The sequence below is a fragment of the Pseudomonas sp. T8 genome (assembly GCF_024610635.1).
GTDB classification, from domain to species: domain Bacteria; phylum Pseudomonadota; class Gammaproteobacteria; order Pseudomonadales; family Pseudomonadaceae; genus Aquipseudomonas; species Aquipseudomonas chlororaphis_I.
Window position 1 is genome coordinate 4,021,770 of record NZ_CP102374.1, and the last position, 26,360, is coordinate 4,048,129.

The 26,360-nt window shown below is 64.6% G+C and carries 22 protein-coding genes; 10 read left to right on the forward strand and 12 right to left on the reverse strand.

Annotated features, from left to right (window positions below):
• Positions 1 to 54 precede the first annotated feature (54 nt).
• Positions 55 to 2,424: a TonB-dependent receptor gene (locus NRG23_RS18050; RefSeq protein WP_257371519.1), complete on the reverse strand. Its 2,370-nt coding sequence runs from the start codon at positions 2,422 to 2,424 to the stop codon at positions 55 to 57.
• 155 nt (positions 2,425 to 2,579) lie between these two features.
• Between NRG23_RS18050 and NRG23_RS18055 the strand changes: the two genes are divergently transcribed.
• The gene (locus tag NRG23_RS18055) at positions 2,580 to 3,524 is read left to right on the forward strand and encodes a LysR family transcriptional regulator (RefSeq protein ID WP_041985331.1); all 945 of its coding nucleotides are present in this window, start codon (positions 2,580 to 2,582) and stop codon (positions 3,522 to 3,524) included.
• 222 nt (positions 3,525 to 3,746) lie between these two features.
• Entirely contained in the window at positions 3,747 to 5,363 is a 1,617-nt protein-coding gene (locus NRG23_RS18060) for an alkaline phosphatase family protein (RefSeq protein ID WP_257371521.1), read from the forward strand.
• 227 nt (positions 5,364 to 5,590) lie between these two features.
• Here the strand turns inward: NRG23_RS18060 and NRG23_RS18065 are convergent, their stop codons facing one another.
• Positions 5,591 to 6,496, reverse strand: coding sequence for a TauD/TfdA family dioxygenase (locus NRG23_RS18065; protein WP_124314653.1), 906 nt, complete (start codon positions 6,494 to 6,496; stop codon positions 5,591 to 5,593).
• 183 nt (positions 6,497 to 6,679) lie between these two features.
• Between NRG23_RS18065 and NRG23_RS18070 the strand changes: the two genes are divergently transcribed.
• The gene (locus tag NRG23_RS18070; RefSeq protein ID WP_009046398.1) at positions 6,680 to 7,600 is read left to right on the forward strand and encodes a LysR family transcriptional regulator; all 921 of its coding nucleotides are present in this window, start codon (positions 6,680 to 6,682) and stop codon (positions 7,598 to 7,600) included.
• Positions 7,601 to 7,699: 99 nt separating this feature from the next.
• Here the strand turns inward: NRG23_RS18070 and NRG23_RS18075 are convergent, their stop codons facing one another.
• On the reverse strand, positions 7,700 to 8,722 hold the full coding sequence (locus NRG23_RS18075) for an ABC transporter substrate-binding protein (protein ID WP_009046397.1): 1,023 nt from the start codon (positions 8,720 to 8,722) through the stop codon (positions 7,700 to 7,702).
• A 210-nt stretch (positions 8,723 to 8,932) separates the two neighbouring features.
• Positions 8,933 to 9,136: a hypothetical protein gene (locus NRG23_RS18080; protein WP_124314652.1), complete on the reverse strand. Its 204-nt coding sequence runs from the start codon at positions 9,134 to 9,136 to the stop codon at positions 8,933 to 8,935.
• Here NRG23_RS18080 and NRG23_RS18085 point away from each other — a divergent pair.
• The 3 genes from NRG23_RS18085 to NRG23_RS18095 are packed head-to-tail and all read left to right on the forward strand — an operon-like array spanning position 9,135 to position 13,179.
• Positions 9,135 to 10,730, forward strand: a complete 1,596-nt coding sequence (locus tag NRG23_RS18085; RefSeq protein WP_028683881.1) for an ABC transporter permease — start codon at positions 9,135 to 9,137, stop codon at positions 10,728 to 10,730. The two genes, NRG23_RS18080 and NRG23_RS18085, sit on opposite strands and share 2 nt — an antisense overlap.
• Positions 10,727 to 11,554 carry an ABC transporter ATP-binding protein gene (locus tag NRG23_RS18090; RefSeq protein WP_038583086.1) on the forward strand — a complete coding sequence of 276 codons (828 nt, stop codon included), beginning with the start codon at positions 10,727 to 10,729 and terminating at the stop codon, positions 11,552 to 11,554. Before NRG23_RS18085 ends, NRG23_RS18090 begins: the two co-directional genes overlap by 4 nt.
• Positions 11,555 to 11,568: 14 nt before the next feature.
• Positions 11,569 to 13,179, forward strand: a complete 1,611-nt coding sequence (locus NRG23_RS18095) for an arylsulfatase (RefSeq protein ID WP_257371527.1) — start codon at positions 11,569 to 11,571, stop codon at positions 13,177 to 13,179.
• Positions 13,180 to 13,436: 257 nt separating this feature from the next.
• Here the strand turns inward: NRG23_RS18095 and NRG23_RS18100 are convergent, their stop codons facing one another.
• On the reverse strand, positions 13,437 to 14,510 hold the full coding sequence (locus NRG23_RS18100) for a fatty acid desaturase (RefSeq protein WP_257371528.1): 1,074 nt from the start codon (positions 14,508 to 14,510) through the stop codon (positions 13,437 to 13,439).
• A gap of 100 nt (positions 14,511 to 14,610) precedes the next feature.
• On the opposite strand from NRG23_RS18100, the gene NRG23_RS18105 reads away from it, so the two are divergent.
• Positions 14,611 to 15,615, forward strand: coding sequence for an AraC family transcriptional regulator (locus NRG23_RS18105; RefSeq protein ID WP_038583092.1), 1,005 nt, complete (start codon positions 14,611 to 14,613; stop codon positions 15,613 to 15,615).
• Positions 15,616 to 15,724: 109 nt separating this feature from the next.
• On the opposite strand, the gene NRG23_RS18110 is transcribed toward NRG23_RS18105, so the two are convergent.
• Complete coding sequence (locus NRG23_RS18110; protein WP_103331593.1) at positions 15,725 to 16,411, reverse strand: Crp/Fnr family transcriptional regulator; 687 nt, start codon at positions 16,409 to 16,411, stop codon at positions 15,725 to 15,727.
• Between the two features lie 102 nt (positions 16,412 to 16,513).
• Here NRG23_RS18110 and NRG23_RS18115 point away from each other — a divergent pair, with 102 nt between their 5' ends.
• Positions 16,514 to 17,038, forward strand: a complete 525-nt coding sequence (locus NRG23_RS18115) for a DUF962 domain-containing protein (RefSeq protein WP_009046390.1) — start codon at positions 16,514 to 16,516, stop codon at positions 17,036 to 17,038.
• A 120-nt stretch (positions 17,039 to 17,158) separates the two neighbouring features.
• On the opposite strand, the gene NRG23_RS18120 is transcribed toward NRG23_RS18115, so the two are convergent.
• From NRG23_RS18120 to dibA, 6 genes are all read right to left on the reverse strand, one after another.
• Positions 17,159 to 18,148 (reverse strand): sulfate/molybdate ABC transporter ATP-binding protein, encoded by a 990-nt coding sequence (locus NRG23_RS18120; RefSeq protein ID WP_007921524.1) that lies wholly within the window; start codon positions 18,146 to 18,148, stop codon positions 17,159 to 17,161.
• 3 nt (positions 18,149 to 18,151) lie between these two features.
• Entirely contained in the window at positions 18,152 to 19,024 is an 873-nt protein-coding gene (gene cysW / locus NRG23_RS18125; RefSeq protein ID WP_007921522.1) for a sulfate ABC transporter permease subunit CysW, read from the reverse strand.
• 13 nt (positions 19,025 to 19,037) lie between these two features.
• A complete protein-coding gene (gene cysT, locus NRG23_RS18130; protein ID WP_007921521.1) occupies positions 19,038 to 19,856 on the reverse strand; it encodes a sulfate ABC transporter permease subunit CysT in 819 nt (272 codons plus the stop codon).
• A 141-nt stretch (positions 19,857 to 19,997) separates the two neighbouring features.
• Positions 19,998 to 21,008 carry a sulfate ABC transporter substrate-binding protein gene (locus tag NRG23_RS18135; protein WP_016705023.1) on the reverse strand — a complete coding sequence of 337 codons (1,011 nt, stop codon included), beginning with the start codon at positions 21,006 to 21,008 and terminating at the stop codon, positions 19,998 to 20,000.
• 154 nt (positions 21,009 to 21,162) lie between these two features.
• On the reverse strand, positions 21,163 to 21,345 hold the full coding sequence (oscA, locus tag NRG23_RS18140) for a sulfur starvation response protein OscA (protein ID WP_009041629.1): 183 nt from the start codon (positions 21,343 to 21,345) through the stop codon (positions 21,163 to 21,165).
• Positions 21,346 to 21,716: 371 nt separating this feature from the next.
• Positions 21,717 to 23,636, reverse strand: a complete 1,920-nt coding sequence (gene dibA / locus NRG23_RS18145; protein ID WP_009046388.1) for a phosphodiesterase DibA — start codon at positions 23,634 to 23,636, stop codon at positions 21,717 to 21,719.
• 145 nt (positions 23,637 to 23,781) lie between these two features.
• Here dibA and desA point away from each other — a divergent pair, with 145 nt between their 5' ends.
• Together desA and NRG23_RS18155 are read left to right on the forward strand one after the other, a co-directional pair.
• The gene (desA, locus tag NRG23_RS18150; protein ID WP_124303343.1) at positions 23,782 to 24,966 is read left to right on the forward strand and encodes a delta-9 fatty acid desaturase DesA; all 1,185 of its coding nucleotides are present in this window, start codon (positions 23,782 to 23,784) and stop codon (positions 24,964 to 24,966) included.
• A gap of 248 nt (positions 24,967 to 25,214) precedes the next feature.
• Positions 25,215 to 26,207, forward strand: a complete 993-nt coding sequence (locus tag NRG23_RS18155) for a sensor domain-containing diguanylate cyclase (RefSeq protein WP_009046386.1) — start codon at positions 25,215 to 25,217, stop codon at positions 26,205 to 26,207.
• The last annotated feature ends 153 nt before the right edge of the window (positions 26,208 to 26,360 follow it).

Genomic DNA, 26,360 nt, shown 5'->3' on the forward strand with positions numbered 1-26,360 from the left:
GGGCGGACGCTATCGCGGGCAAGCCTCGCTCCTACGGAAGCACAGGTTATCCGGTTAGAAGTCGTAGCGGCCGGTCACGCCAAGGGTTCGTGGCGTGCCGAGCAGACCTTCATAGCCGCCATTCCCGCCCGACCACAGCGTGGTGTAGTAGGTCTTGTCGAAGGCGTTTTTCAGCCACAGCGACACGTCCCACTGTCCCTGCTCGTAGTTGCCACGCAGGCCGGTGGAGAGGTTGACCACGGCGTAGCTGGGGATCTGGCCGTAGTCGGAGTCCTCGACGGTGCCGACGGCCTTGGAGCGGAAGGCGTAGCTGCCGGTGACGTAGGGTTCGAGGCCGTTGTCCAGGTTCCATTTGTATTCGCCGTTGGCGTTGCCGATCCATTTCGAGGCGCCGACCACCTGGTGCCCGCTGAGGTCGCAGGAGGCCGGGGCGCCCGGGCGCAGGCTGACTTCGGGTGGGCACGGCGCGTCCTTGTAGGACAGGTAACGCACGTCGTTGTAGGAGCCGTTGAGGTTGAGGGTCAGGCCACGGATGGGGACCAGCGTGCTTTCGAATTCCACGCCCCGTGAGCGCACCGAGCCGGCGTTGGTCAGGTATTGCACACGGTTGTTGGCGTCGTAGGCGTTGGTCTGGTAGCCGTTGACCTGGGTCCAGAACAGGTTGGCGTTGAGTTGCAGGCGCTTGTCCCACAGGGTGCTCTTGAAGCCTAGCTCGGCGTTGTTGGCGCGCTCGGTGCCGATCAGCAACGAGTCGGCGCCAGCAGTGGGCGCCGAGCCGACCGCGAGGTTGACCCCGCCGGATTTCTCACCGTGGGACAGGGTCGCGTAGCCCAGCAAATCGTCGGTGAAGCGGTAGCTGAGGTTGAGCAGGCCCGAGGGGCTGGTGCTGTATTGGTTGAGGTCGCCGGAGTCGTAGGCCCCGGCCCGCCCGCGCCGCGCGGTGGCCGCGGCACCGCTCACCGTGGCGCCTCCCACTGGCGCGTTACGGGTCACCCAGGCGCTTTTTTCTTCATAGGTGCCGCGCAGGCCGGCGGTGAGGTCCAGGCGTTCGGTGAGGTGCCAGGTGCCCTGGGCGAACAGCGCGAAGCTGTCGGTGCGGATATGCCCGTTGCCGATGCTGGTGACGTTGTTCAGGGCGCCGGTGGGCGTGCCGTTCCAGATGTCCGCCTTGGGTCCGTAATAGACGAAGGATTTGTTATCCAGGTCGGAGCCGAAGTAATAGGCACCGAGCACATAGTCGAAGAAGCCGCCGGTCGGCGAGGCCAGGCGGAACTCCTGGGACCACTGTTTATCCTCCACCGAAACCCCAGCGTTATAGCTGGCCGGCACATTGAGGCCGTCGTCGTTGCGCGGGGTGAAATCCCACCAGCGGTAGGAGCTGACCGAGGTCAGGGTGAAGTCGCTGGGCAGGGTCCAGTTGGCCTCCAGCGAGGTGCCGCCCTGGAACACCGTGACGTGCTGGTCGTTGTCCAGGTTGACCTTGCGGTGTGTGCCGTCGACCAGGGTGGCGCCGGCCGCGGTGGCCCGCGACTGATACTGGTTGACGCCATTGATGGTCGGCCCGGTGCTGTACAGCACCCGGGTGCCGGCGCTGGAATCCTCTTCGTTGTAGTCGCCGATCCAGCGCAGGTTGAAGTTCTCGTTGGGCTTGAACAGCAACTGCCCACGGAAGCCCTGGCGCGAGCCGCCGTTGAGGTCATGGCCGTCGTGTTCGTTCTTGATATCGCCGTCGCTGCGGGTGCGATAGGCCGAAAAACGCCCGGCCAGCTCGTCGTTCAGCGGCCCGGAAATGGTGCCCTTGGTCTGGAAGTAGCCATCCTCGCCCACCGAAGTCTCGATGCTGCGCTCGGGGGTGAAGCTCGGTGCGCGGGTGCTGATGTTGATCACCCCGGCGGTGGTGTTCTTGCCGAACAGCGTGCCCTGGGGACCGCGCAGCACTTCCAGCTGCTCGATGTCCATCAGGTCGAACACCGCCATGCCCGGCCGTCCCAGGTAGACGTTGTCGATATACAGCCCGACGCTGCCTTCCAGGCCGTCGCTGGCCGGGTTGTTGCCCAGGCCGCGGATCGACACGCTGGACTGGCGCGCGTGCATGTAGGCGACGTTGACGCTCGGCACCAGCTGCTGCAGATCCTGGATGCGATAGACCCGCTGGCTCTCCAGGGCCTGGCCACCGATCACGCTCATCGGCGTCGGTACGTCCTGGGCGCTCTCCTCGCGACGCCGCGCGGTCACGGTCACGGTTTCCAGCTGGCCGCTGGCGGCGGGCCGGGCGGCATCGGTCTTGGCCGGGGCCTCGGCGGGCGTTTCGGCGTCGGCGGCATAGCCGTGGGACCAGCCGGCGCTACCGGCCAGCAGCAGGGCCAGCGGCAGGCGCTTGAGCCGTCGGGGCGAAGTGGGGGAGACAAGGTTCAACGGGCTCATGGGCGGCTCCTGGGCAAAAAAACAGACTGATCCGTATATTCTTTTAAGTTATTTATTTATGTTTTTAATAAGATTTACGGAATAAGAGATTGCCTTTATAAAGAGTCGACCTAATGCATAGCCAATGCATTTCCCCGATATTTTCAATGTGAAAAATGCATATCGATCTGCGCCAGCTCCGTCACTTCATTGCCCTCGCCGAACAGCGCAGCTTTGTCGCGGCCGCCTTGGCGGTGAACCTGTCGCAATCGGCCTTCAGCCGCAGCATCCAGGCCCTGGAGCACAGCGTCGGCTGCCAGCTGGTGGATCGCGGGCGCAAGGACCTGGCACCGACCAAACAGGGATTGGTGCTGCTCGAACATGCGCGGCGGCTGGTCAGCGGCGCGCAGCAACTGGCCAACGAGATCAGCCAGTTCAACGGCCTGGAGGCCGGCGAGCTGCGCTTCGGTTGCGGGCCGGCGCCGGCGGCGGGCTTGATCCCAAGGGCCATCGGCAGCTTTATCGGGCGCTACCCCAAGGCGCGGGTGCAATTCCAGGTGGATGACTGGCAAACCCTGAGCAAGCGCCTGCTCAGCGAGGAGTTCGAATTCTTCGTCGCCGACACCCGGCAGTTCGAGGCCAACCCGGATTACCTGACTCAGCGCCTGCGCCCGCGCAAATGGCATTTCTGCTGCCGCGCCGGGCATCCGCTGGCCGAGCAGGAAAGCGTCAGCGCCGCCGAGCTGATGAGTTACCCGCTGGCGGCGACCATCCGCCCGCCGAACCTGCGCAAGGTGGTGGTCGATCTCAGCGGTCGGCCGGATTTCGTTCCGAATGTGGAATGCGAGAACAGCTACAGCCTGCTCGGCGTGGTGATGCGCTCGGATGCGATCGGCATCATCGGCGCCTACAGCGATGCCCTGCACAACGCCCGGGGCGAGCTGGTGTGCCTGAAAATCGAAGGCCTGGCCGACGACCTGGAGGAGCTGTACACCCGCTACGGCATCGTCAGCCGCGCCGGCTACCGGCTGTCGCCGCTGGCCGAGGCGATGATCGAGGAGATCAAGCGCACCGACGCGCTGGATGAGGATGTGTGTTCCCTGGAGAACTTCGCAGTCTGAAACACCAAACCTGTAGCCGCTGCCGCAGGCTGCGATAAGGCCGCAGGCCTTCAGCGATATTGAAATCGCCGCGCCCCTTCGGTGCGATCGCAGCCTGCGGCAGCGGCTACAGGGATCGCCTTCGCCCATGCAGGTCGTGCATGAAAACCATGCGCCAAATGCGCTTGTCGTAACGCCCCGCGACAGCGAAAACCCTCACCTGTCTTTCGATCGGTGAAGCCCATGTCCAACCCCGTCCAACCCGTGCGCAACGTGCTGTACATCATGTGCGACCAGCTGCGTCGCGATTACCTGTCGTGCTACGGCCACCCCCATCTGCACACGCCGAACATCGACCGCCTGGCCGCCGCCGGCGTGCGCTTCAGCCGCGCCTACACCCAGGGCACCATCTGCGGGCCGTCGCGGATGTCGGCCTACACCGGGCGTTATGTCAGCAGCCACCAGGTGGCGTGGAACGCCGTGCCGCTGCCCCTGGAAGAGCTGACCATCGGCGACTACCTGAGCCCCCACGGCATCCGCACCGCGCTGGTGGGCAAGACCCACGCCACGCCCAACCTCGATGCCCTGCAGCGCCTGGCGATCGACCCCGAGAGCCAGCAGGCCGAAGCCCTCAACGAGGTCGGTTTTGAACCCTACCTGCGCCACGACGGGATCTTCCCCGACAGCCCGCTGTTCAACGATAAACGCGAGTCGGCGCCCTACACCCATTACCTGCGCGAACAGGGTTACCAGGGGCGCAACCCCTGGCATGACTGGGCCAACGCCGCCGAAGGTGAACAGGGTGAAATCCTCAGCGGCTGGAAGATGCGCAACGCCCACTTGCCGGCCCGCGTCCCCGAGCAGCATTCGGAAACCGTCTACACCACCGACCGCGCCCTCGACTTCATCCAGGAGCAGGGCGAGCGGCCCTGGTGCCTGCACCTGTCCTATATCAAGCCGCACTGGCCCTATATCGCGCCGGCGCCCTACCACGCGCTGTACAGCGCCGAGCAGGTTATCGCCCCGGTGCGCGCCGCCGCCGACGAGGCCAGCGACCACCCGGTGTACGCCGCCTTTCGCCAGCACCAGGAGAGCCAGAGTTTCTCCCGCGATGAGGTGCGCCTGAACGTGGTGCCGACCTACATGGGCCTGATCAAGCAGGTGGACGATCAGCTCGGGCGCCTGTTCGACTTCCTGCAAAGCAGCGGGCGCTGGGACGACACCCTGATCGTGTTCACCAGCGACCACGGCGATTTTCTCGGCGATCACTGGCTGGGGGAAAAGGAGTTCCTGTTGGAGCCGGCAGTGGGTGTGCCATTGATCGTGCGTGACCCACGGGCGGCGGCGGATATCAGCCGCGGCAAGGTGGACGAGCGCCTGGTGGAGACCATCGACGCCCTGCCGACCTTTCTCGACGCCCTGGGGCTGCCCGGCGCCGAACACCGGCTGGAAGGCCGCTCGCTGATCCCGCTGCTGCACGGTACGCCGGGCGACTGGCGCCGCTACGCCATCAGCGAATACGACTACGCGTTCCAGGCCCCAGCCCGCGAGCGCCTGGCCCAGCCCATCGACCGCTGCCGCATGACCATGGTACGCAGCGAGCGCTGGAAATACCTGGCCTACGACGGCTTCCGCCCGCAGCTGTTCGACCTGTACAACGATCCCCAGGAACTCCACGATCTCGGCGCCGACCCGGCCTATGCGGCGGTGCGCGAGGAGCATCTGGGCTATCTGTTCGACTGGCTGCGCGGGCTGAAACGGCGGACCACCATCAGCCACGAAGAGATCGACCTGCGTGGACAGCGGTTTAGGTATGGCGAACCGGAGGCGGAAAAGGTGGTGCAGATCGGGGTGTGGTGAGAGCGCCGCTGCGCGGCTGATCGCGAGCAAGCTCGCTCCTACAGGGACCGTACACAACCTGTAGGAGCGAGCTTGCTCGCGAAAAATCTCAATCTCACCACACACCCTGTAGCCGCTGCCGCAGGCTGCGATCGACCCGAAGGGGCGCGGCGGTCTCAAGATCGCCAAAGGCCTTCGGCCTTATCGCAGCCTGCGGCAGCGGCTACACAGAGCCGTGACGACCTCCGTCACAGCCCCTTGATGGTCTGGCTACGCTGCCCGTGCACACCCACCGGCACATCGCCCTTGAGGGTTACGCGGCGTACCACGCGGTCCTGGGTGCCGTAGTCGTCGACCGCGTAATGCTGGGTCGAGCGGTTGTCCCAGATCGCCACGTCACCGGCGGTCCAGCGCCAGCGCACGGTGTTTTCCAGGCGGGTGACATGGCTTTGCAGCAGGTTGAACAGGTGCGCCGAATCGGCCTGGGTGTAGCCCTTGATGCGCTTGACGAAATGCCCGAGCACCAGGCTCTTCTCGCCGCTCACCGGGTGCACGCGCACCAGCGGGTGTTCGGTCTCGTAGACGGTGGAGGTGAACACCTTGCGATAACGCTCCAGCTTCTCCGCCGACACGTCCGGCTTGGCCCCGGCGTAATCGTATTCGTTGCTGTGCACCGCCCAGAGCTTGTCCGCCAGCTCGCGCAGCTCCGCCGGCAGTTCGTTGTAGGCGCTGGCGGTGTTGGCCCAGACCGTATCGCCACCGGAAGCCGGGGCCACCACCGAACGCAGGATCGAGGCCTTCGGGTAGGCATCGACGAAGGTCACGTCGGTGTGCCAGGAGTTGGCGCGCTGGCCCTCGGCGCCGTCCAGTTCGAGCAGGTAACGGGTGCCGTCGCGCACCGGCACGGTGGGGTGCGCCACCGGCTCGCCGAGCAGGTGGGAGAAGGCTTCCTGGCTCTGGTCGTCGAGGTGGGCCTGGCCACGGAAGAAGATCACCTTGTAGTCCACCAACGCCTGCTGGATGGCTTCGACCGTGGCGGCGTCCAGCTCGCCGGAGAGTTGCACGCCACGGATCTCGGCGCCGATACGGCCGGCCACCGGGTGGATCTCAAGCGCATGAACAGCGGGTTTAACGGCTAGTGCGGCATTGCTCATCGGGTCGACCCTCGTCTGACTGCTTACGGTTGAGCGGCAGCGAAACAACGCTCTATCTATATTCGATTTAGATCTAATAGATATTCACATGCTTCGTTGACGGAATAAGAGCTTGCATTTAAAACCTCATTCCTCACTCGTCGCAAATGCCTTCGGGCTATTTTTCGGATGCCGGGAAAGCATATGGATCTTCGCCAGTTGCGTTACTTCATCGCCCTCAACGAACACCGCAGTTTTGTCCGCGCGGCCGACGCCATGGGCATCACCCAGCCGGCCTTCAGCCGCAGCATCCAGGGCCTGGAGCAGGAGTTCGGCTGCGTGCTGGTGGACCGTGGCAACAAGGATTTGCGCCCCACGCCGGAAGGCCAGGTGGTGTTGCAGCACGCCCTGAGCCTGGTGCAGGGCGCGGCCTTGCTGAGCAGCGAAGTGACGCAGATGACCAAGCTCGACGCCGGCGAACTGCGCTTCGGTTGCGGCCCGGCGCCGGCGGTGAAACTGGTGCCCGACGCGGTGGCGCAATTCACCGGCATCCACCCCAAGGTGCGCATCTGCCTGGAGGTGGATAACTGGGAAAAACTCAGCCGCAGCCTGAGCCGCGAAGAGATCGAATTCTTTATCGCCGACATCCGCCATTTCGAGGCCGACCCGAACTTCCAGACCCAGCCCCTGACGCCCAAGCGCGGAGTGTTTTTCTGCCGCCCGGGGCACCCGTTGCTGGCCAAGGAAAGCCTGTCGACCAACGACATGTTCGACTACCCGCTGGCCACCACCCTGATCCCGCCGGGGATCCGCAAGCTGCTGGCAAACCTCAGCGGGCGCATCGACTTTTCCCCGACCATCCAGACCGAACACTTCCCGGCGCTGGTGAAGATCGTGCGCCAGTCCAATGCGATTGGCGTGGGCACCGAAGAGGCCTTCGTCGAGGACATCGAACAGGGTTCCCTGGCGCTGCTGCACTGGCGCAACCTGCCGCAGAACATCGAGAGCATGAACGCCCGCTGCGGCATCGTCAGCCGCACGGGATTCCGCCTGTCGCCAGCGGCTCGCAAGATGATCGAAGTGCTGGTGGCGGTGGATCGGCAGCAGGTCAGCATTGCGTCCTAGGACGCCATCGCGGGCAAGCCTCGCTCCTACAGAAGAAGACCGTGAGCTTCTGTAGGAGCGAGGCTTGCCCGCGATAACGATCCCAGCTGCACCCCAGGCTTAAAGCCCCGCCGCCGCCAACTGCGGCGCCACCCATTCGCTGACCTTGAACGGCTTGCGAATCAGCCGCTGCTGCGCGGCCAGGTCCACCGCGTCCTGCAGTTTGCCGAGGAACACCGGGTCCAGGGTCGAGGGGAAGATTTCGCTGAAGCGCTGATCCTTGAGGTCCTGCTGCAGCACCGCCGGCGGGTAGCTGGCCAGCCCCGACACCAGCTCGATATAGGCGTCCTTGTTGCTGTCCTGGGTCAGCCACTGCACGGCCTGCTGCTGGGCCTTGAGCAGCTTCTCCACCACCTCGGGATGGGCGTCGACGAACGCGCCGCTGCCCACCAGCACCGCCTGCACGCTACCCGCGCCGCCCAGGTCCTTGGTGTTCAGCGGCACCTCGGCCAGGCCCTTGGCCTGCAAGGCATTCAGGTTGGAGCCGCCCCAGGTAGCATCGATTTGCTTCGCCGCCAGCGCCGCGACCGCCGCGTTGAAATCCAGGTTGATGATCTTCAGGTCCTTCTCGCTCAGCCCCTGGCTGGCCAGCGCGGCATCCAGCGACAGCTGCGTGGCGGTGCCGCGGAACACTGCGACCCGCTTGCCCTTGAGGTCCTGCAAGGTCTTGATCCCCGACCCCGGCACCACTCCCAGGTACTGCTTGACCCCACGGGCTGTGGCGCTGAGCAGGCGGGTGTCCAGGCCGTTGGACTTGCCGATGATCGCCGCCAGGTCCCCCAGGTAGGCCAGGTCCACCTGACCGTTGGCGAAGGCCTCGTTGATCACCGGGCCGGCGCCCTTGAAGTAATTCCACTGGATGCTGATGCCCTGGTCGGCGAAGGCCTTTTCGAAGATCTGCTGCTGGCGCAGCACGTCTGTCACCCCGCCGCCGCTGTGCTGGGTGCCGGCGCTGAGATCCGGCACGGCGATGCGGATCTGCTTGAGTTCATCGGCCTGGGCCAGCAGCGGCAGGCAGCCCAGAAGCCCCGCCAGGGCCGGCGCGGCGAACAGACTGAAGACGCGTTTGAAGGGAAGGTTCATAAGGTGTGGCTCCTGGCTACGACGGGCATTGAGGAGCAGAAGGTAGGCCCAAGGCGGTCCAAGCTTTAAATACTATAAGTTCACATTTTAATAACCCGTTCGAATAAACCAGCCAGGACGCGGCTCTGCGCGGCGTATGCATGGACAGCATCGAAAATATTCTCCAAATGCATTGGATGCAGCGTGCCTGGAGGCCTTAAATGGCCTCTCTTATCTCCCAATAGCATCGATATAACTTTTTATATAACCAAAATAAGATTCTGTAGGAGCGAGGCTTGCCCGCGATAGGCCGCAGGCCGGTGGTGGCCCTGTTGCGACCTTGAGGTCGCCATCGCGGGCAAGCCTCGCTCCTACAGAAGAAGAAAGAACAGAAGAAAAAAGATGCAGCACAACCCGACAACGGAGATCGTCCATGGCCCGTGTTTCCCTTCTCAGCTTGCCGTTGGCCGCGCCCTCCGCTAAGCCGCAGTCCTGGCCGCGCATCCACCGGCGGCTGTTGCCCTGGTTGCTGCCCCTGAGCCTGTTCGTCCTGTGGTGGCTGGCCAGCCGCAATGCCTGGATGAGCGAGCAGATCCTGCCGGCACCCGCGCTGGTCTGGAGCAGCGCGCTCGAGCTGGCCGGCGGCGAGTTGTGGAGCCATCTGGCGATCAGCCTGCAACGGCTGGCCTGGGGCCTGCTGGCAGGTATCGGCGCCGGCGCCGTGCTGGGCGCGGCACTGGGCTCCAGCCGGCGCCTGGAACGCCTGGTGTTCCCGACCTTCGCCGCCCTGGCCCAGGTCCCGACCCTGGCCTGGATCCCGCTGTTCATGGTGTTTTTCGGCATTGGCGAACTGCTCAAGCTGGTGGTCCTGGTCAAGGCCATCGTGGTGCCCGTGACCCTGCATACCCTGGTCGGCGTGCGCGACGCCCAGCCCAGACTGCGCGAAGCCGCCGCCGTGCTGCGCCTGCCGCCGCACCTGCTGATCCGTCGGCTGATACTGCCCGCCGCCCTGCCCGCCTTCATGGCCGGCGTGCGCCTGGCCCTGGCCGCCGGCTGGACCTCGTTGTTGGCGGTGGAGCTGCTGGCCTCCAGCGAAGGCATCGGCTACCTGATGGTCTGGGCGCGCCAGCTGTTCATGCTGGATATCGTCTTCGTCTGCATCGTGGTGATCGGGGTGATTGGCGTGGCCATGGACCGCGGCATCGGCCTGCTGGACAAGGCCCTGGTGCACTGGCCGCACCCGGCCATCGCGCAGATCCGCCGCGGCCCGCGCTACCAGGGCTGGCAACGCCTGCAACCCTGGCTGCTACCGCTGTTCCTGCTGGCGCTGTGGCAAGTGGCGAACCAGTTGGAATGGGTCGACGCCAACATTCTGGTGAGCCCGCTGGCGGTGCTGCAAACCACCTGGAACGGCCTGCTCGACGGCAGCCTGTCCGGCGGCCTGGGCCTGAGCCTGCGGCGCACCCTCGGCGGCCTGTTGCTGGGCGGCGGCCTGGGTTTTGCCCTGGGCCTGCTGCTGGGCTTGTCGCATCTGAGCGAACGGATTCTGGGCCCTACCCTGGCGGCGCTCCGGCAGATCGCCATTTTCGCCTGGGTGCCGCTGCTCACCGCCTGGTTCGGCCTCGGCGAGCTGGCGAAATGGGTATTTGTCGCCCTGGCTGCGTTCTTCCCGCTGTTTATCGCCACCCAGCGCAGCGTCGCCAACCTGTCGCCGCAACTGACCGAGGCGGCGCAAGTGCTGCGCCTGAACCTCTGGCAACGCCTGCGCCGCCTGGTGCTGCCGGGCGCCGCGCCGGGGATCTTCGCCGGGCTGCGCCTGAGCCTGATCTACGCCTGGCTGGGGACCATCGGCGCGGAATATTTCATGCCGTCCAACGGCGGCATCGGCAGCCAGATGATCGGCGCCCAACAGCTGCTGCGCATGGACCTGATCCTCGCCGGCATGCTCCTGGTGGGCCTCACCGGCGCCCTGCTCAACCTCATTGGCCAACAGCTCGAAACCCGCGCCACACGCTGGAGACACGCATGAACGCACTCGTACCTTCCCCCATCGTCAGCTTCAACCAGGTGGGCAAGACCTTCGAGGTCGCCGGCGGCGAACTGGAGGCGATCCGCGAATTCAACCTGGAAATCGCCGAGGGCGAATTCGTCGCCATCGTCGGCTCCAGCGGCTGCGGCAAATCCACCCTGCTGCGTCTGCTGATCGGCCTGGATACGCAGTTTCGCGGCGAGATCCGCGTCGACGGCAAGGCCGTCAACGGCATCGGCGGCGAACGCGGCATCGTGTTTCAGGAACACCGCCTGTTCCCCTGGCTGACGGTCGAGGAAAACATCGGCCTGGGCCTGGTCAACGAAGCCCTGAGCGCCAGCGAACGGCAAACCCGCATCGCCGATTTCATCGAACTGGTGGGCCTCACCGATTTCACCCGCGCCTACCCGCACCAGCTCTCCGGCGGCATGGCGCAACGGGTGGCCATCGCCCGCGGCCTGGTGGCCAGCCCGCGCATCCTGCTGCTGGACGAACCCTTCGGCGCCCTCGATGCGCTGACCCGCCAGCAGATGCAGGACGAACTGCTGGCGATCCGCGAGCGGGCCAGGATCACCACGGTGCTGGTCACCCATGACGTCGAGGAAGCGATCTTCCTCGCCGACCGCGTGGTGGTGATGGAACCGCGCCCCGGCCGGATCAAGCGGGTGGTGGACATCGCCCTGCCCCATCCGCGCCAGCGCAGCAGTTTCGACTTCCACCGGCTGCGCGAAGAACTGCTCCACGAACTGACCAGCGACGATCACTACCAGGTGCCTTTGCCCGCCCAGATCCGTGACCTGCCACTGGCCTTTATTGCTTGCTGATAAGGAGTGAATAGATGCCGCAACGTCCCAACTTCCTGGTGATCCTGGCCGACGACCTGGGCTTTTCCGATCTCGGTGCCTTCGGCGGTGAAATCGCCACGCCGAACCTCGATGCCCTGGCTTTCAACGGCCTGCGCCTGACCGACTTCCACACCGCGCCGACCTGCTCGCCGACCCGCTCCATGCTGCTCACCGGCACCGATCACCATATCGCCGGCATCGGCACCATGGCCGAGGCCCTGACCCCGGAACTGATCGGCAAGCCGGGCTACGAGGGCCACCTCAACGACCGCGTGGTGGCCCTGCCCGAGCTGCTGCGCGACGCCGGCTACCAGACCCTGATGAGCGGCAAATGGCACCTGGGCCTGACCGCCGAACTGGCGCCCCACGCCCGTGGTTTCGAGCGTTCGTTCTCGCTGTTGCCCGGCGCCGCCAACCACTACGGTTTCGAGCCGACCTACGACGAAAACACCCCGGGCCTGCTCAAGTCCACCCCGGCGCTGTACATCGAGGACGACCGCTTCATCGACGAGTTGCCCAAGGATTTCTATTCCTCCGACGCCTTCGGCGACAAGCTGCTGCAGTACCTCAAGGAGCGCGACCAGACCCGGCCGTTCTTCGCCTACCTGCCGTTTTCCGCGCCGCACTGGCCGCTGCAGGCCCCCGAGGAAGTGGTGGCCAAGTACCGTGGTCGTTATGACGCCGGCCCCGAGGTGTTGCGCCTGGAGCGCCTGGAAAAGCTCAAGCAACTGGGGCTGATCGAGGCCGATGTGGAACCGCACCCGCTGCTGGGCCTGAGCGGCGAATGGGCAGCCTTGAGCGAGCAGCAACGCCAGGTTTCCGCACGGGCCATGGAGGTCTACGCGGCGATGGTCGAGCGCATGGACTGGAACATCGGCCGGGTGGTGGACTACCTGCGCAAGCAGGGCCAGCTGGACAACACCTTTATCCTGTTCATGTCCGACAACGGCGCCGAAGGCGCGCTGCTGGAGGCCTTCCCCAAGTTCGGCCCGCAGCTTTTGACCTACCTCAACCAGCACTACGACAACAGCCTGGACAACATCGGCCGCGCCAACTCCTACGTCTGGTACGGCCCGGCCTGGGCGCAGGTCGCCACCGCCCCGTCGCGTCTGTTCAAGGCCTTCACCACCGAAGGCGGGATCCGCGTGCCGGCGCTGGTGCATTACCCGCAGCTGTCGCTCAAGGGCCGGATCAGCCACGGCTTCGGCACGGTGATGGACATCACCCCGACCATTCTCGACTTGGCCGGCGTGCGCCATCCGGGCAAACGCTGGCGCGGCAAGGAGGTGGCGCCGTTGCGGGGCAAGTCGTGGCTGGGCTTCCTGTCCGGCGAGACCGCGCAGGTGCACGACGAACACACGGTCACCGGCTGGGAGCTGTTCGGCCGCCGGGCGATTCGCCAGGGCCAGTGGAAAGCGGTGTACATCCCCGGCCCCGTGGGCCCGGCGACCTGGCAGCTGTACGACCTGAGCCAGGACCCGGGGGAAATCCACGACCTGGCACAGAGCAATCCGGACAAGCTCAGTGCGCTGATCGGCCATTGGCAGCAATACGTGGACGAAACCGGGGTGATCCTCAGCGCCTCGCCGTTCCAGCCGGATTGATCCCGTAGCCGCTGCCGCAGGCTGCGATAGGTCCGCAGGACCTCCTAGGGCCTTGAGATCGCTGCGGCCGTACCGGCCGATCGCAGCCTGCGGCAGCGGCTACAGGGTTGTGCAAGGCGCCGGGGATTGCGGCGTCCGGGTAATCGTTATCGCGGGCAAGCCTCGCTCCTACGGATGGGCGTCGTTCATAAATGTCGCGAACGACACAGCTCTGTAGGAGCGAGGCTTGCCCGCGATTGGCCCTCAACGCCGATCCATCACGCCCTGACGCCCCGCACCACCTGCGCCACCGCCTGCTCCTTGCGGGTAAAGCGGTTGGCCCGGCCGAAGGTGCCGAAATCGTTGAAGCGCACGCCCATCTCGGCCATCACCTTGTGCGCCACCGGCGCGGTCAGCTGGCGGATATAGAAGGGTTCCTTGACCACGAAATGGTGGATGCCGTGGGTGCTGCCGAAGTTGAAGCAGAACGCCTGCAACGGCCACAGCCACCAGGGGTTGAGCACCTGGGTCTGCTGGATCACGTTGCCCGCTTCGATGTCGCCGTAGTAGTGCATGTTCGAGCTGACGAAGTGCAGGCAAAAGGTGCGCAGCACATTGGGGCCGATGATCACCACCACGGCGATATCGATCACCTGCATCACCGCCAGGGTGCTGGCCGACCAATCGATGGGCGAACCCAGCAGCGCGGCGACGCCATTGGCGGCGTGGAAGCCGAGAAACACATACCAGGCCCCCCAATGCAGTAACGCCAGCGGTGCGTACACCTTCAGGGTGCGCTTGAGGATATTGCGCTTGTGCGCCCAGGTCCTGGCCCGCAGGGTGCGGATCAACGACGACATGACGTTGTCGCCAACCATCAGCAGGCGGGCGAAACCCCAGGGCTCGCCGTTGGTGATGGCGCGCTCCTCCATGTCCGCCTCGGTGCCGGACACCTTGTGGTGATTGAGGTGCAAATGGCGACGGATCCAAGGATTGATGGTGCTCGGCCGCGCCAGCCAGACCAACGCCAGCATCAGGTTGTGGGGGACGCGCTGCTTGCGGAAATACATGCTGTGGATCAGGTCGTGTTCCAGCTCGTGGGTCAAGGAGGCGAAAAATGCGTTGAGCAGCAGGCAGGCCCACCAGGCCATGTACCCGCCGATATAGAGCGCCGCCGTGCCGATCATCCCGGCCAGGGCCAAGGCCAGGATGCCCGCGCCCAGCGCATCCTGATGCTTGAGCAGCGGGTAGCGCTCGCGCAACTCGACGCCCCTGGCCAGCACCACCTCACGAATATGCGCCGATCGTTGCTGAGCATTCAGCCGGTCGGGACTTGCAGAAGTACCGTGCATGCTTCCATCCTCTGGTTATTGATGTTCGCATCCTGCCCTGCGCCCGCGCGCCGGGCGCTAGCCGCGGACGCCAACCTGTTGACCGGACGCGCCAACCGCCATGACCGAACCCACTTCCCTCGCCAGCTGGACCCGCGCCCTGCGCAAGCAGCTCGATGCCCTGGGCCTCGACAGTACCGCCCTGTGCCACCAGGCCGGGCTCGACCCGCAACTGATGGACGACCCCAACGCGCGCTACCCGCTGTCGGGCACTACCCGCCTGTGGCAGCTGGCGGTGCAGGCCAGCGGCGACCCGGCCATCGGCCTGCGGGTCTCGCGCTTCGTCAGCCCGACCACCTTCCATGCCCTGGGTTATGCGCTGGTGGCCAGCGGCAGCCTGCGGGAAGTGTTCGAGCGCATCGTGCGTTATCACCAGGTGGTCAGCGATGCCCTGGAGCTGGAGCTGACCCGCACCGAGGACCGCTATCGCTTTCGCCTGAAGGTCCCCGAGGGCAACCCGGAACCGGCGTTCGAGGCCATCGACGCCTTTGTCGCGATCTACGTGCGCACCTGCCGCAACCGCCTGGGCCGCGACTATGCGCCGCTGGCGGTATACCTGCGGCGCCCCGAACCGGCGGACCCCAAGCAATGGCACACGGTGTTTCGCGCGCCGGTGTTTTTCGGTGCCGACGAGGATCGCCTGGAGTTCGGCCTGCACGATTTCGACAGCCACCTGGACGACGCCAACCCGGAACTGGCCGAACACAACGAGGCGGTACTCAAGCGCACCCTGATGCAACTGCAACCTTTGACCTGGGAGCGCAAGGTGCGCGGGGTCATCGAGTCCCAGCTGCCGGAAGGCGAACCCTCGGCCGAACGGGTCGCCCAGGCCCTGCACCTGAGCCTGCGCAGCCTGCAACGCCACCTGGCGGACGAGGGGTGTCGCTTCGACACCCTGCTCAACGAATGCCGGGAAAACCTGGCCTTGCTGCACCTGCGCGACCCGCAGTGCTCCCTGAGCGAGATCAGTTACCTGCTGGGGTTCGCCGATGCCAGCAGCTTCAGCCGCGCGTTCAAGCGCTGGACCGGGATGACGCCGGGGCAGTTTCGCGATGGGTTGCGTTAACTGGGAGACTGGCGGTGCTAGTGCCGGCCTCATCGCGAGCAAGCTCGCTCCTACATGAACAACGCAGGCCCCTGTAGGAGCGAGCTTGCTCGCGATAGCGATCTGACGGTCAAACCCCGGCCAATATCCGCAACCGGTCTTCGTCGAGGATCTCGATCTCGCCATACCCCAGCTTGAGAATGCCCTGCCCCTGCAAGTCCTTGAGGATCTGGTTGGTGGTCTGGCGCGACAGCGACAGCAGCAGCGCCAGTTGCTCCTGGGGCAGGTGCAGGACCCGGCGCGGGGTGTCGGTCTCGCCGTAGCCGCGGGCGATCATCAACAGGCGGTTGGCCACCCGCGCCGGGGCCGGCATCAGGCTCAGCTGTTCGAGGTTGATAAAGGCCAGGCGCAGCTTATGGCTCATCAACAGCGCCAGCTGCCGCCAGTATTGCGGGTGTTCGTCCAGCAGTTCGAGCAGCGCCGCCTGGGGCACATTGAGCAGGCTGCACGGGCCCACGGCATAGGCGTCATGGGTGCGCGGCTGGCCGTCGAACAGGCAGATCTCGCCGAACCAGTGCGGCGCCTCCACCAGGCTCAGCAGCGCCTCCTTGCCTTGCTCGCTGACCGCGCCGACGCGCACCGTGCCTTCCAGCACCGCGTACAGGCCGCAGGGCGGATCGCCGCGCTGGAACAGGCGCTGGCCCGGCGCCAGCGAGCGCAAACGGGCATTGGCCAGCAGACTATTCTGTAATTCAACGGGCAAGCGGCTGAACCACTGGCCGCTCATCAGGCGCTCACGCCAGACCTGCATCTTCATCGATAGCGTTATCCACACGGGCAGCGAGCCGATTGTCGCCTAGCTGACAGAGCCGGCAACCGGCGCAGGGCATGATTCGATCACCCTACAGGAGGAACAACAATGAAAAGCCTCGTCGACCATCTCAGTCAATACGCCGCCTACCACCGTGATCCGCGCAACATCGCCAGCCACTTTATCGGCATTCCGCTGATTGTGCTGGCCGTCGCGGTCCTGCTGTCGCGCCCCGCCTGGCCGGTCGCCGGGCTGTGGTTGTCGCCGGCGCTGCTACTGGCCCTGGCGTCATGCGGGTTCTACCTGCGTCTGGAACTGCGTCTGGGCCTGCTGATGACGCTGCTGATGGGGCTGTCGGTGTGGGCTGGCCATGCACTGGCGCAGCAAAGCACCCTGGTCTGGCTGGCCAGCGGGGTGGGCATGTTCGTGATCGGCTGGGTGATCCAGTTCGTCGGCCATTACTACGAAGGGCGCAAGCCGGCCTTTGTCGACGATGTCTCGGGGCTGATCGTCGGGCCGTTGTTCGTGGTGGCGGAGCTGGCGTTTCTGTTGGGGCTGCGCCAGGCGCTCAAGCATGAGATCGAGGCGCGGGCGGGAGGGGTGCGGGTCAATCCGAAACGCGCGGCGGTGTAGATCGCTATCGCGGGCAAGTCGGATCGCCGCCCGCTCGCTCCTACAGATCGGCGTCGTTCGTAAATGTCGCGAACGACACGAACCTGTAGGAGCGGAGCTTGCCCGCGATGCTTTTGCTTGTTAGATATTGGCGACCTTCTGCCAGACCTTGGGCTTGAAGAACAGCGTCTCGCCCTTGGCCAGCCCGACCAGGCTGTCATGGTCTTTCACCACTTCGGCCTCGATCAGCTCGCTCTGCCCTTCGACCTTCAAGGTCACTCGGGTGGTGGCGCCCAGCGGACGGATATCGCGCACTTCGGCGGCATGGTGGTCGGCCAGTTCGGAGCGCGACAGCGACACTTCGTGCGGACGGAACAGCACATGGTGGTCCTCTCCCAGGTGCAGGCGGTTGGAGTCGCCGAGGAAGTGGTAGACGAAGTCGCTGGCCGGGTTCTCGTACACCTCGCCCGGCGAGCCGATCTGCTCGATCACGCCCTTGTTCATCACCACGATGCGGTCCGCCACTTCCATGGCTTCCTCCTGGTCGTGGGTGACGAATACCGAGGTCAGGTTGATGTCTTCATGCAGGCGCGCCAGCCAGCGGCGCAGCTCCTTGCGCACCTTGGCGTCCAGGGCACCGAAGGGTTCGTCCAGCAGCAGCACTTTCGGCTCCACCGCCAGGGCGCGGGCCAGGGCGATCCGCTGGCGCTGGCCGCCGGACAGCTGCTCCGGATAGCGGTCGGCGAGCCAGTCCAGCTGCACCATGTTCAACAGCTCATGGACCTTCTCGGCGATCTTGCTTTCGCTCGGGCGCTGGTTCTTCGGCTTCATGCGCAGGCCGAAGGCGACGTTGTCGAACACGCTCATGTGGCGGAACAGCGCGTAATGCTGGAACACGAAACCGACGTTGCGATCGCGCACGTCGTGGCCGGAGACGTCCTCGCCGTGGAACACGATGCTGCCGGCGTCCGGGGTTTCCAGGCCGGCGATGATCCGCAGCAGGGTGGTCTTGCCGCAGCCGGACGGGCCCAGCAGCGCCACCAGCTCGCCGCTCTGGATGTCCAGGTTGATGCTGTTCAGGGCCTTGAAGGCATTGAAGTTCTTGCTGACGTTACGGACTTCGATCGACATGATTCATTCCTCCGCGGCGCTGGCGCGCAGGCGGTTGATTCGGTTTTCGCTCCACTGCTTGAGCAGCAGGATGAAGAGCGCCAGGATCAGCAACAGGCTCGCGACGGCGAACGCGGCGACGTGGTTGTATTCGTTGTAGAGGATCTCGACGTGCAGCGGCAGGGTGTTGGTCACCCCGCGAATGTGCCCGGAAACCACCGATACCGCACCGAATTCCCCCATGGCCCGCGCGGTGCAGAGCACCACGCCGTAGATCAGGCCCCACTTGATGTTCGGCACGGTCACATGCCAGAACATCTGCCAGCCGTTGGCCCCCAGCAGCCGCGCGGCTTCCTCTTCCTGGGTGCCCTGCTCCTGCATCAGCGGGATCAGTTCGCGGGCGACAAAGGGCACGGTGACGAAGATGGTCGCCAGGACGATGCCCGGCAGGGCGAACACGATCTGGATATCGTGATCCTGCAGCCACGGCCCGAACAGGCCCTGGGCGCCGAACATCAGCACATAGACCAGGCCGGCGATCACCGGCGACACCGAGAACGGCAGGTCGATCAGGGTCACCAGGATGCTCTTGCCGCGGAAGGTGTATTTGCTCACGCACCAGGCAGCGCTGACGCCGAACACCAGGTTCAGCGGCACCGAGATCAGCACGGCGATCACCGTCAGCTTCAGGGCCGACAATGCGTCCGGCTCGAAGATCGCGGCGAAGAACGCACCGAGGCCGAGCTTGAGCCCCTGGGACACCACGATGAACAGTGGCAGCAGCAGGAACAGGGCGAAGATCAGCCAGCCAAGGCCGATCAGGATGCGCCGCGAAGTGGCGCTGCCACGACGGTCGGCGTTGGCCGAAGAGGCTGCGGAAATGGACGATTGGGACATGCTTCGCGCCTCCTTAAGGTCGTTCGATGCGCCGTTGCAGCAGGTTGATCAGCAGCAACAGGACAAAGGAAACCACCAGCATCAACACGCCGATGGAGGTCGCGCCGGTGTAATCGTACTGGTCGAGCTTGACCATGATCAGCAGCGGCAGAATTTCGGTTTTCATCGGCATGTTGCCGGCGATGAAGATCACCGAGCCGTACTCGCCGACGCCCCGGGCAAAGGCCAGGGCAAAACCGGTCAGCCAGGCCGGCAGCAGCGCCGGCACCAGGATGTGGCGGAACACCTGCCAGGGTTTGGCGCCAAGGCAGGCGGCGGCTTCTTCGACTTCCCGAGGAATGTCGGCCAGCACCGGCTGTACGGTGCGCACCACGAACGGCAGGGTGACGAAGGTCAGCGCCAGGGTGATGCCCAGCGGCGTGTAGGCGATCTTGAACCCCAGGTCGGTGGCGAACTGGCCGACCAGGCCGGTCGGCGCGTACAGCGCGGTCAGCGCGATACCGGCCACGGCGGTGGGCAGGGCGAACGGCAGGTCGATCATCGCGTCGATGATCTTGCGCCCGGGAAAGCTGTAGCGCACCAGCACCCAGGCCAGCAGCGTGCCGATCACGCCGTTGATGATCGCCGCGTACAGCGCCGTGCCGAAGCTCAGCTTGAGCGCGGCGAGTACCCGCGGAGCGGAGACAATGGCCCAGAACTGATCCCAGGTGAGTTGGGCGGCATGCACGAACATCGCCGCCAGGGGTATGAGCACAATCAGGCTGAGGTACACCAAGGTGTAGCCCAGCGTCAGCCCGAAGCCGGGTATGACGGGGGAGATACGACGCGACATAAAAGTCCTTGGTTAGCGGGTAGATACCATTGTAGGAGCGAGCTCGCTCGCGAAGAACTCAAGGGCACCGCGCTCATTCAGAATGTACGCGTCATCGTTGACGATCTTCGCGAGCAAGCTCGCTCCTACAGGTAGTGTTGCTTATTGCGCCTGGTAGATCTGGTCGAACACCCCGCCATCATTGAAGAACTTCGGTTGGGCAGTTTTCCAGCCGCCGAAGTCCTTGTCGATGGTCACCAGGTCCAGTTTCGGGAACTGCTGGGCGTATTTGGCCGCCACATCCTTGTCCCGCGGACGATAGAAGTTCTTCGCCGCGATTTCCTGGCCGGCCGGGCTGTACAGGTGCTTGAGGTAGGCCTCGGCGATCTCGGTGTTGCCCTTTTTCTCGGCGTTCTTGTCCACCACCGCCACTGGCGGCTCGGCGAGGATCGACAGCGAAGGCACCACGATGTCGAACTTGTCGGCACCGCCGTCTTCCTTCAATGCCAGGAAGGCTTCGTTTTCCCAGGCCAGCAACACATCACCCTGACCGTTGTTGACGAAGGTGATGGTCGAGCCGCGGGCGCCGGTATCCAGCACCGGTACGTGCTTGAACAGCTCCTTCACGTATTCCTGGGCCTTGGCTTCGCTGCCGCCGGCTTTCAGGCCATAGGCCCAGGCGGCGAGGAAGTTCCAGCGGGCGCCGCCGGAGGTTTTCGGGTTCGGCGTGATCACCGACACGTCTTTCTTGATCAGGTCGCCCCAGTCCTTGATGCCCTTGGGGTTGCCCTTGCGCACCAGGAACACGATGGTCGAGGTGTAGGGCGTGCTCGCATCCGGCAGGCGTTTTTGCCAGTCGGCCGGCAGGCTCTTGCCGAGCTTGGCGATTTCATCGATGTCGCCCGCCAGCGCCAGGGTCACCACGTCGGCGCGCAGGCCGTCGATCACCGCGCGGCCCTGCTTGCCCGAGCCACCGTGGGATTGCTGGATCTTGACGTTGTCGCCCGGGTGTTCCTTTTTCCAGAAACTCGTGAATTCGGTGTTGTAGTCCTGGTACAGCTCACGGGTCGGGTCGTACGACACGTTGAGCAATTCGTAATCCTTGGCAACGGCGGAACCGGCAAAAACGGCGCTGGCGAGGGCGGCCAGGGCATAACGGCGAATCGACGACATGATGGAGCTCCCGATTTTTTTAATGTGCTGGCATTTTTCTTATGGCGAATCAGGCCCGCATTCGTGGGCGAACGCTGGGGTTCAGGTTGGGGGTCATGGATGACGCCCTCCGGTGGTCCAGTCGGGCCTCTCGCGGCGAGAGGTAGTGCGAAATTCAGCTTGGTTTATTGCCAGGGTTTTGCAGGCGGAATTTTTCCTTGCGTTCGATCTGCACGACCTGGGCGTTGTGCACGGTGATTTCCACCGCGCCGAAACGCAGGTCGCGCAACGCGCTTTGAATCTCGCGCAAGATGGTTTGTTCGTCCTGGCCGTCAACGCTACGAAGAGATGCGCTCATGGTGTTGCTCCTGAATGAGATGTGCCTGGCAGTGGCGGCACTGCTTACGGCGTGAGGGCAATAGTAGATAGGCGCAGATATTCTTAAAAATACTATTTAAGAATGTTTATATAACCAGAAGAAATTATTTGAACTGACGCGGAGTTGCGTGGGAATCGGCGCTGATTGCAGCGCCAACTCACCTCTTGTAGGAGCGAGGCTTGCCCGCGATGGCGGCCTGCCTGATACACCGCGGCGCCTTGATCGCGAGCAAGCTTCGCTCCTACAGAAGCTGCCGCAGGTCCTCCTACGTTCTCACGCGCGCCACGGCCGTCTCGGCCGATCGCAGCCTGCGGCAGCGGCTACAGGTGGAATCGATGCAAGTCCGGCAATCAGTGGATCTGCGGCACCCGGCCCCATTCCAGTTGCGTGGCCGGCACCGGGCGGCCGAACCAGTAGCCCTGGCCCAGGTCGCAGCCCTGGTCGAGGAGGAACCGCGCCTGTTCCACCTGTTCGATGCCTTCGGCGTGCACCTGCATGCCCATGCTCTGGGCCAGGGCGATGATCACCCGGGAGATCGCCGCGTCGTCTTCGTCCCACGGCAGGCCGGCGACAAAACCCTGGTCGATCTTCAGCTTCTGCACCGGCAGGCGCTTGAGCCGCAGCAGCGAGGAATAACCGGTGCCGAAGTCGTCGATGGCCAGGCGCAGCCCCAGTTCGCGCAGGCGATGCATCTGCTCCAGGGCGACTTCCGGGTCTTCCATCACCGCGCTTTCGGTGACCTCCAGCTCCAGGTAGGCCGGGTCGAGGCCGGTGTCGTGCAGCACCTGGGCCACCTGCTGGTACAGCTCACGGCGGGCGAACAGACGGCTGGAGACGTTCACCGCGACGAAGGACAACGCCATGCCCTCCGCCTGCCATTGGCACATCTGCCGACACGCCTGCTGCATGACCCAGGCATCGATCTCGGCGATCAGCCCGGTGCGTTCGGCAATCGGGATGAACTCGCCAGGCGGCACCAGGCCACGCTGTGGATGCTCCCAGCGCACCAGCGCCTCGACCCCGACCAGGCGGCTGCTGGCGAGGTCGTGCACCGGTTGGTAGAACACCCGCAGCTCCTGCTGCTCCAGGGCGCGGCGCAATTCGAAGGCAATCTCCACCCGTTGCTGGGCGTGGGCCGTCAGTTCCTCGGTGTACAGCGCGTAACTGTCGCGCCCGGCGCTCTTGGCCTTGAACAGCGCCGTGTCGGCATTGCGCAACAGTTGCTCGGCGCTCAGGGCGTCGCTGGGGAACAGGCTGATGCCGATGCTGGCATTGATGAACAGCTGATTCTCGTCCATCAGGAAAGGCTGCTTCACCCCGTCGATGATGCGTTGCGCCAGCACCGCGGCCTGCCCCGGCTGCGCGCAGCTCTCGACCAGCACGGCGAACTCATCGCCGCCCAGCCGCGCCAGGGTGATGCCCGGGCCAAACATGCCTTGCAGGCGCTGGGCCACGGCCTTGAGCAGACGGTCGCCGACATTGTGCCCAAGGCTGTCGTTGATCATCTTGAAGTGATCCAGGTCGACCATCAGCAGCGCGCAGCCGCGCTTGTGGATCTGCGCCGACGCCAGGGCCTGCTCGGCGCGGTCGGTGAACAGCAGGCGATTGGGCAGGTCGGTCAGCGGATCGTGGTGCGCCAGGTGGGCCAGTTCGTGCTCGGAATCCTTGATCGCGCTGATGTCGGAGAACACCGCGACATAGTGGCTGAGCTGACCGTCGTCATCGCGGATGGCGCGGATGGTCTGCCACTGCGGGTAGATCTCGCCGCATTTGCGTCGGTTCCAGATCTCGCCGCTCCACTCGCCCGTGGTGTTCAGCGAATCGAACATGGCCTGGTAGAAATCCGCCGTGTGGTGCCCGGACTTGAACATGCTCGGCTGGCGGCCCAGCACCTCGTCGCGCTGATAGCCGGTGATCTCGATGAACGCGCGGTTCACATGAACGATCTGGCCCCGGCGATCGCTGACCAGCACCCCTTCGCGGGTGCAATCGAACACCGCGGCCGCCTGGCGCAGACGCTCGCGGTCCTCGCGCTGGTGGTGCAGCCAGGAGTCGGCGCCCAGCAAACGCAACAGTCGCCCCCGTGCGATGAAGATCAGGACCGCGCTGACCAGCGCCCAGAGATACCCGTTGATCAGTTGCCAGCGCGCCAGATCGTTCGACTCATCGAAGAAACTGCTCAATAAATGACCACTGAACTGCAGCCACAACACAGACAACAAGAGGTAGAGCAGGGCTGCGCGCAAAGCGTCGCGAGAAGAAACCGACATAAGGTCGTCAATGTCCTTACGGAAAGCTAGGGATTATAGAGGAAGAAACATCTCGCCACTCTTATCTGAAAGGGCGACTGGTTTTCTCTGTGGGCTTGGTGATAATGCGACTGCTGTTTTTTCTTTATCGAGGGCCCTACAGCCTATGTGGTACGAAGGTTTTCTTGGCTTGTCGGCCTGGCAACTGGTGGCAGTCACCCTGTTAATGACTCACGTGACCATCGTTGCGGTCACGGTTTACCTGCATCGCTATTCAGCCCACCGCTCCCTGGAGCTCAACGCCGGCCTGAAACATTTCTTCCGCTTCTGGCTGTGGCTGACCACGGCGCAGAACACCCGCGAGTGGACCGCCATCCACCGCAAGCACCACGCCAAATGCGAAACTGCGGACGACCCCCACAGCCCGGTGATCAAGGGCCTGTCCACGGTGCTGCGCAAAGGCGCCGAGCTGTACCGCGAAGAAGCGAAAAACCCGGAAACCCTGCGCATCTACGGCAAGAACTGCCCGGACGACTGGATCGAACGCAACCTCTACTCGCGCTACAAGCTGGGCGGCGTGGCGCTGATGGCGGTGATCGACCTGCTGCTGTTCGGCACCATCGGCATCACCATCTGGGCGATCCAGATGATGTGGATCCCGTTCTGGGCCGCCGGGGTGATCAACGGCCTGGGCCACGCGGTCGGCTATCGCAATTTCGAATGCCGCGACGCGGCGACCAACCTGGTGCCCTGGGGCATCCTGGTCGGCGGCGAAGAGCTGCACAACAACCATCACACCTACCCCAACTCGGCCAAGCTGTCGGTGAAGAAGTGGGAGTTCGACCTGGGCTGGGCCTGGATCAAGGTGTTCAGCTTCCTGCGCCTGGCCAAGGTGCAGCGTGTCGCGCCGATCGCCCACCGGGTCGAAGGCAAGGGCCACCTGGACATGGACACGGCGATGGCGATCCTCAACAACCGTTTCCAGATCATGGCGCAGTACCGCAAGCTGGTGATCGCACCGCTGGTCAAGCAGGAGCTGGACAAGGTCGATCACTCGGTGCGCCATCAGTTCCACCGCGCCAAGCGCCTGCTGTCGCGGGAAACCAGCCTGCTGGAAGAGCGTCACCATGCGCGCATCCAGAACATGCTGGAGCACAGCCAGGCCCTGAAAGTGATCTACGAAAAACGCCTGGCGCTGCAGCAGATCTGGGCCAAGACCAGCTCCAACGGCCACGACATGCTGGCGGCGATCAAGGACTGGGTCCACGAAGCCGAGGCCAGCGGGATCCAATCGCTGCGCGACTTCGCCAGCCAGCTGAAAACCTACTCGCTGCGCCCCGCCACCACCTGACGCTGGCCCGTTCACCCGCCACGGCAAGCTCAGCTGCCGTGGCCGGTGGGCTTCGCTACCCTCGCCGCCCCCTGAGTTCCAGCCCGTCATCCGCGGCACCGTGACCGCCCAGCGGCTGCCGGCACCCAGACCACGGAAACCGGGAACTTCGTCGCCAATCCCCTATCTCAAGCAACACTTCGCCATCCAGGCGGGCTTTCTGTGGCCGCTTCGTTTCCCGAGCGGCATGCGCTTTGAGATCGGTGCCGATGGTCAACAAGAACCCACAACTCCCATCCGCTTTGCCCCAGTGGCCCGAGGCCGCGCAAACCCTGATGGCGCTGATGCACGCCCAGGGCGAGGTTGCCCGGCTGACGGAACGCGAACAGCTGTTCAGCTCGTTGCTGGTCAGCGTCAATGCCGTGCTCTGGGCCTTCGACTGGGAAGCCCGCCAGGTGCTGTATGTCAGCCCGGCGTATGAACGCATCTTCGGCCGCTCCGCCGGCCTGCTGCTGGCCGACGCCAACGAATGGCGCGACAGCGTCTACCCCGACGACCTCGAATACGCCGAGCGGACCCTGGCCCAGGTGCTGGAAAAAGGCGCGGTGGAAGACCGCGAATACCGCATCATCGATGCCCAGGGCCAGGTCCGCTGGCTCAGCGACAAGTGCTTCATCAATCGCAATGCCGCCCCCGGGGACCGGGTGATCATCGTCGGCCTCGCCGAGGACATCACCGAGAAAAAGCACCTGGAAACCGAGCTGCAACGCCTGGCCACCACCGACGTGCTGACCCAGAGCAGCAACCGCCGGCACTTCTTCGAATGCGCCAACCGCGAATTCGAGCAGGCGCGCCAGCAAGGCACGCCGCTGGCCTTCCTGTTGCTGGATATCGATGATTTCAAGGTGGTCAACGACACCTACGGCCACCCCGAGGGCGACAACGTCCTGCAACGCATCGCCGAGACCGGCCGCGCCACCCTGCGCCGTGGCGATCTGTTCGGGCGTATCGGCGGCGAGGAGTTCGCCGCCCTCTTCCCCGGCTGCGCCCCGGACATGGCACGCCAGGTTGCCGAACGCCTGCAGCGGGAAATCCAGCGCCTGACCTTCAGCCATGCCGAGGGGCAGTTCAGCATCACCGTCAGCCAGGGCCTGACCAGCCTCACCGCCGACGACGAAAAACTCGACAGCCTCTTCGCCCGCGCCGACGCGGCGATGTACGAGGCCAAGCGCCAGGGCAAGAACCGGATCGTTTCGGGGTAGACGACCTCACGGGAACTCCGTAGCCGCTGCCGAGCGTCAGCGAGGCTGCGATCGAGGTGGGCGGCATTCCGACGAAGTCCTCGCAAAACCTGAACTCACGTTTTGTCAGGAAGAACTTTACGGCTGCTTCGCAGCCGATCGCAGCCTCGCGGG

What these genes read in the sequence shown, in the direction of transcription:
- NRG23_RS18050 (WP_257371519.1), bottom strand. Translation starts at nt 2,424, where the DNA reads ATGAGCCCGTTGAACCTTGTCTCCCCCACTTCGCCCCGACGGCTCAAG.
- NRG23_RS18055 (WP_041985331.1), top strand. Translation starts at nt 2,580, where the DNA reads ATGCATATCGATCTGCGCCAGCTCCGTCACTTCATTGCCCTCGCCGAA.
- NRG23_RS18060 (WP_257371521.1), top strand. Translation starts at nt 3,747, where the DNA reads ATGTCCAACCCCGTCCAACCCGTGCGCAACGTGCTGTACATCATGTGC.
- NRG23_RS18065 (WP_124314653.1), bottom strand. Translation starts at nt 6,496, where the DNA reads ATGAGCAATGCCGCACTAGCCGTTAAACCCGCTGTTCATGCGCTTGAG.
- NRG23_RS18070 (WP_009046398.1), top strand. Translation starts at nt 6,680, where the DNA reads ATGGATCTTCGCCAGTTGCGTTACTTCATCGCCCTCAACGAACACCGC.
- NRG23_RS18075 (WP_009046397.1), bottom strand. Translation starts at nt 8,722, where the DNA reads ATGAACCTTCCCTTCAAACGCGTCTTCAGTCTGTTCGCCGCGCCGGCC.
- NRG23_RS18085 (WP_028683881.1), top strand. Translation starts at nt 9,135, where the DNA reads ATGGCCCGTGTTTCCCTTCTCAGCTTGCCGTTGGCCGCGCCCTCCGCT.
- NRG23_RS18080 (WP_124314652.1), bottom strand. Translation starts at nt 9,136, where the DNA reads ATGGACGATCTCCGTTGTCGGGTTGTGCTGCATCTTTTTTCTTCTGTT.
- NRG23_RS18090 (WP_038583086.1), top strand. Translation starts at nt 10,727, where the DNA reads ATGAACGCACTCGTACCTTCCCCCATCGTCAGCTTCAACCAGGTGGGC.
- NRG23_RS18095 (WP_257371527.1), top strand. Translation starts at nt 11,569, where the DNA reads ATGCCGCAACGTCCCAACTTCCTGGTGATCCTGGCCGACGACCTGGGC.
- NRG23_RS18100 (WP_257371528.1), bottom strand. Translation starts at nt 14,510, where the DNA reads ATGCACGGTACTTCTGCAAGTCCCGACCGGCTGAATGCTCAGCAACGA.
- NRG23_RS18105 (WP_038583092.1), top strand. Translation starts at nt 14,611, where the DNA reads ATGACCGAACCCACTTCCCTCGCCAGCTGGACCCGCGCCCTGCGCAAG.
- NRG23_RS18110 (WP_103331593.1), bottom strand. Translation starts at nt 16,411, where the DNA reads ATGAAGATGCAGGTCTGGCGTGAGCGCCTGATGAGCGGCCAGTGGTTC.
- NRG23_RS18115 (WP_009046390.1), top strand. Translation starts at nt 16,514, where the DNA reads ATGAAAAGCCTCGTCGACCATCTCAGTCAATACGCCGCCTACCACCGT.
- NRG23_RS18120 (WP_007921524.1), bottom strand. Translation starts at nt 18,148, where the DNA reads ATGTCGATCGAAGTCCGTAACGTCAGCAAGAACTTCAATGCCTTCAAG.
- cysW (WP_007921522.1), bottom strand. Translation starts at nt 19,024, where the DNA reads ATGTCCCAATCGTCCATTTCCGCAGCCTCTTCGGCCAACGCCGACCGT.
- cysT (WP_007921521.1), bottom strand. Translation starts at nt 19,856, where the DNA reads ATGTCGCGTCGTATCTCCCCCGTCATACCCGGCTTCGGGCTGACGCTG.
- NRG23_RS18135 (WP_016705023.1), bottom strand. Translation starts at nt 21,008, where the DNA reads ATGTCGTCGATTCGCCGTTATGCCCTGGCCGCCCTCGCCAGCGCCGTT.
- oscA (WP_009041629.1), bottom strand. Translation starts at nt 21,345, where the DNA reads ATGAGCGCATCTCTTCGTAGCGTTGACGGCCAGGACGAACAAACCATC.
- dibA (WP_009046388.1), bottom strand. Translation starts at nt 23,636, where the DNA reads ATGTCGGTTTCTTCTCGCGACGCTTTGCGCGCAGCCCTGCTCTACCTC.
- desA (WP_124303343.1), top strand. Translation starts at nt 23,782, where the DNA reads ATGTGGTACGAAGGTTTTCTTGGCTTGTCGGCCTGGCAACTGGTGGCA.
- NRG23_RS18155 (WP_009046386.1), top strand. Translation starts at nt 25,215, where the DNA reads ATGGTCAACAAGAACCCACAACTCCCATCCGCTTTGCCCCAGTGGCCC.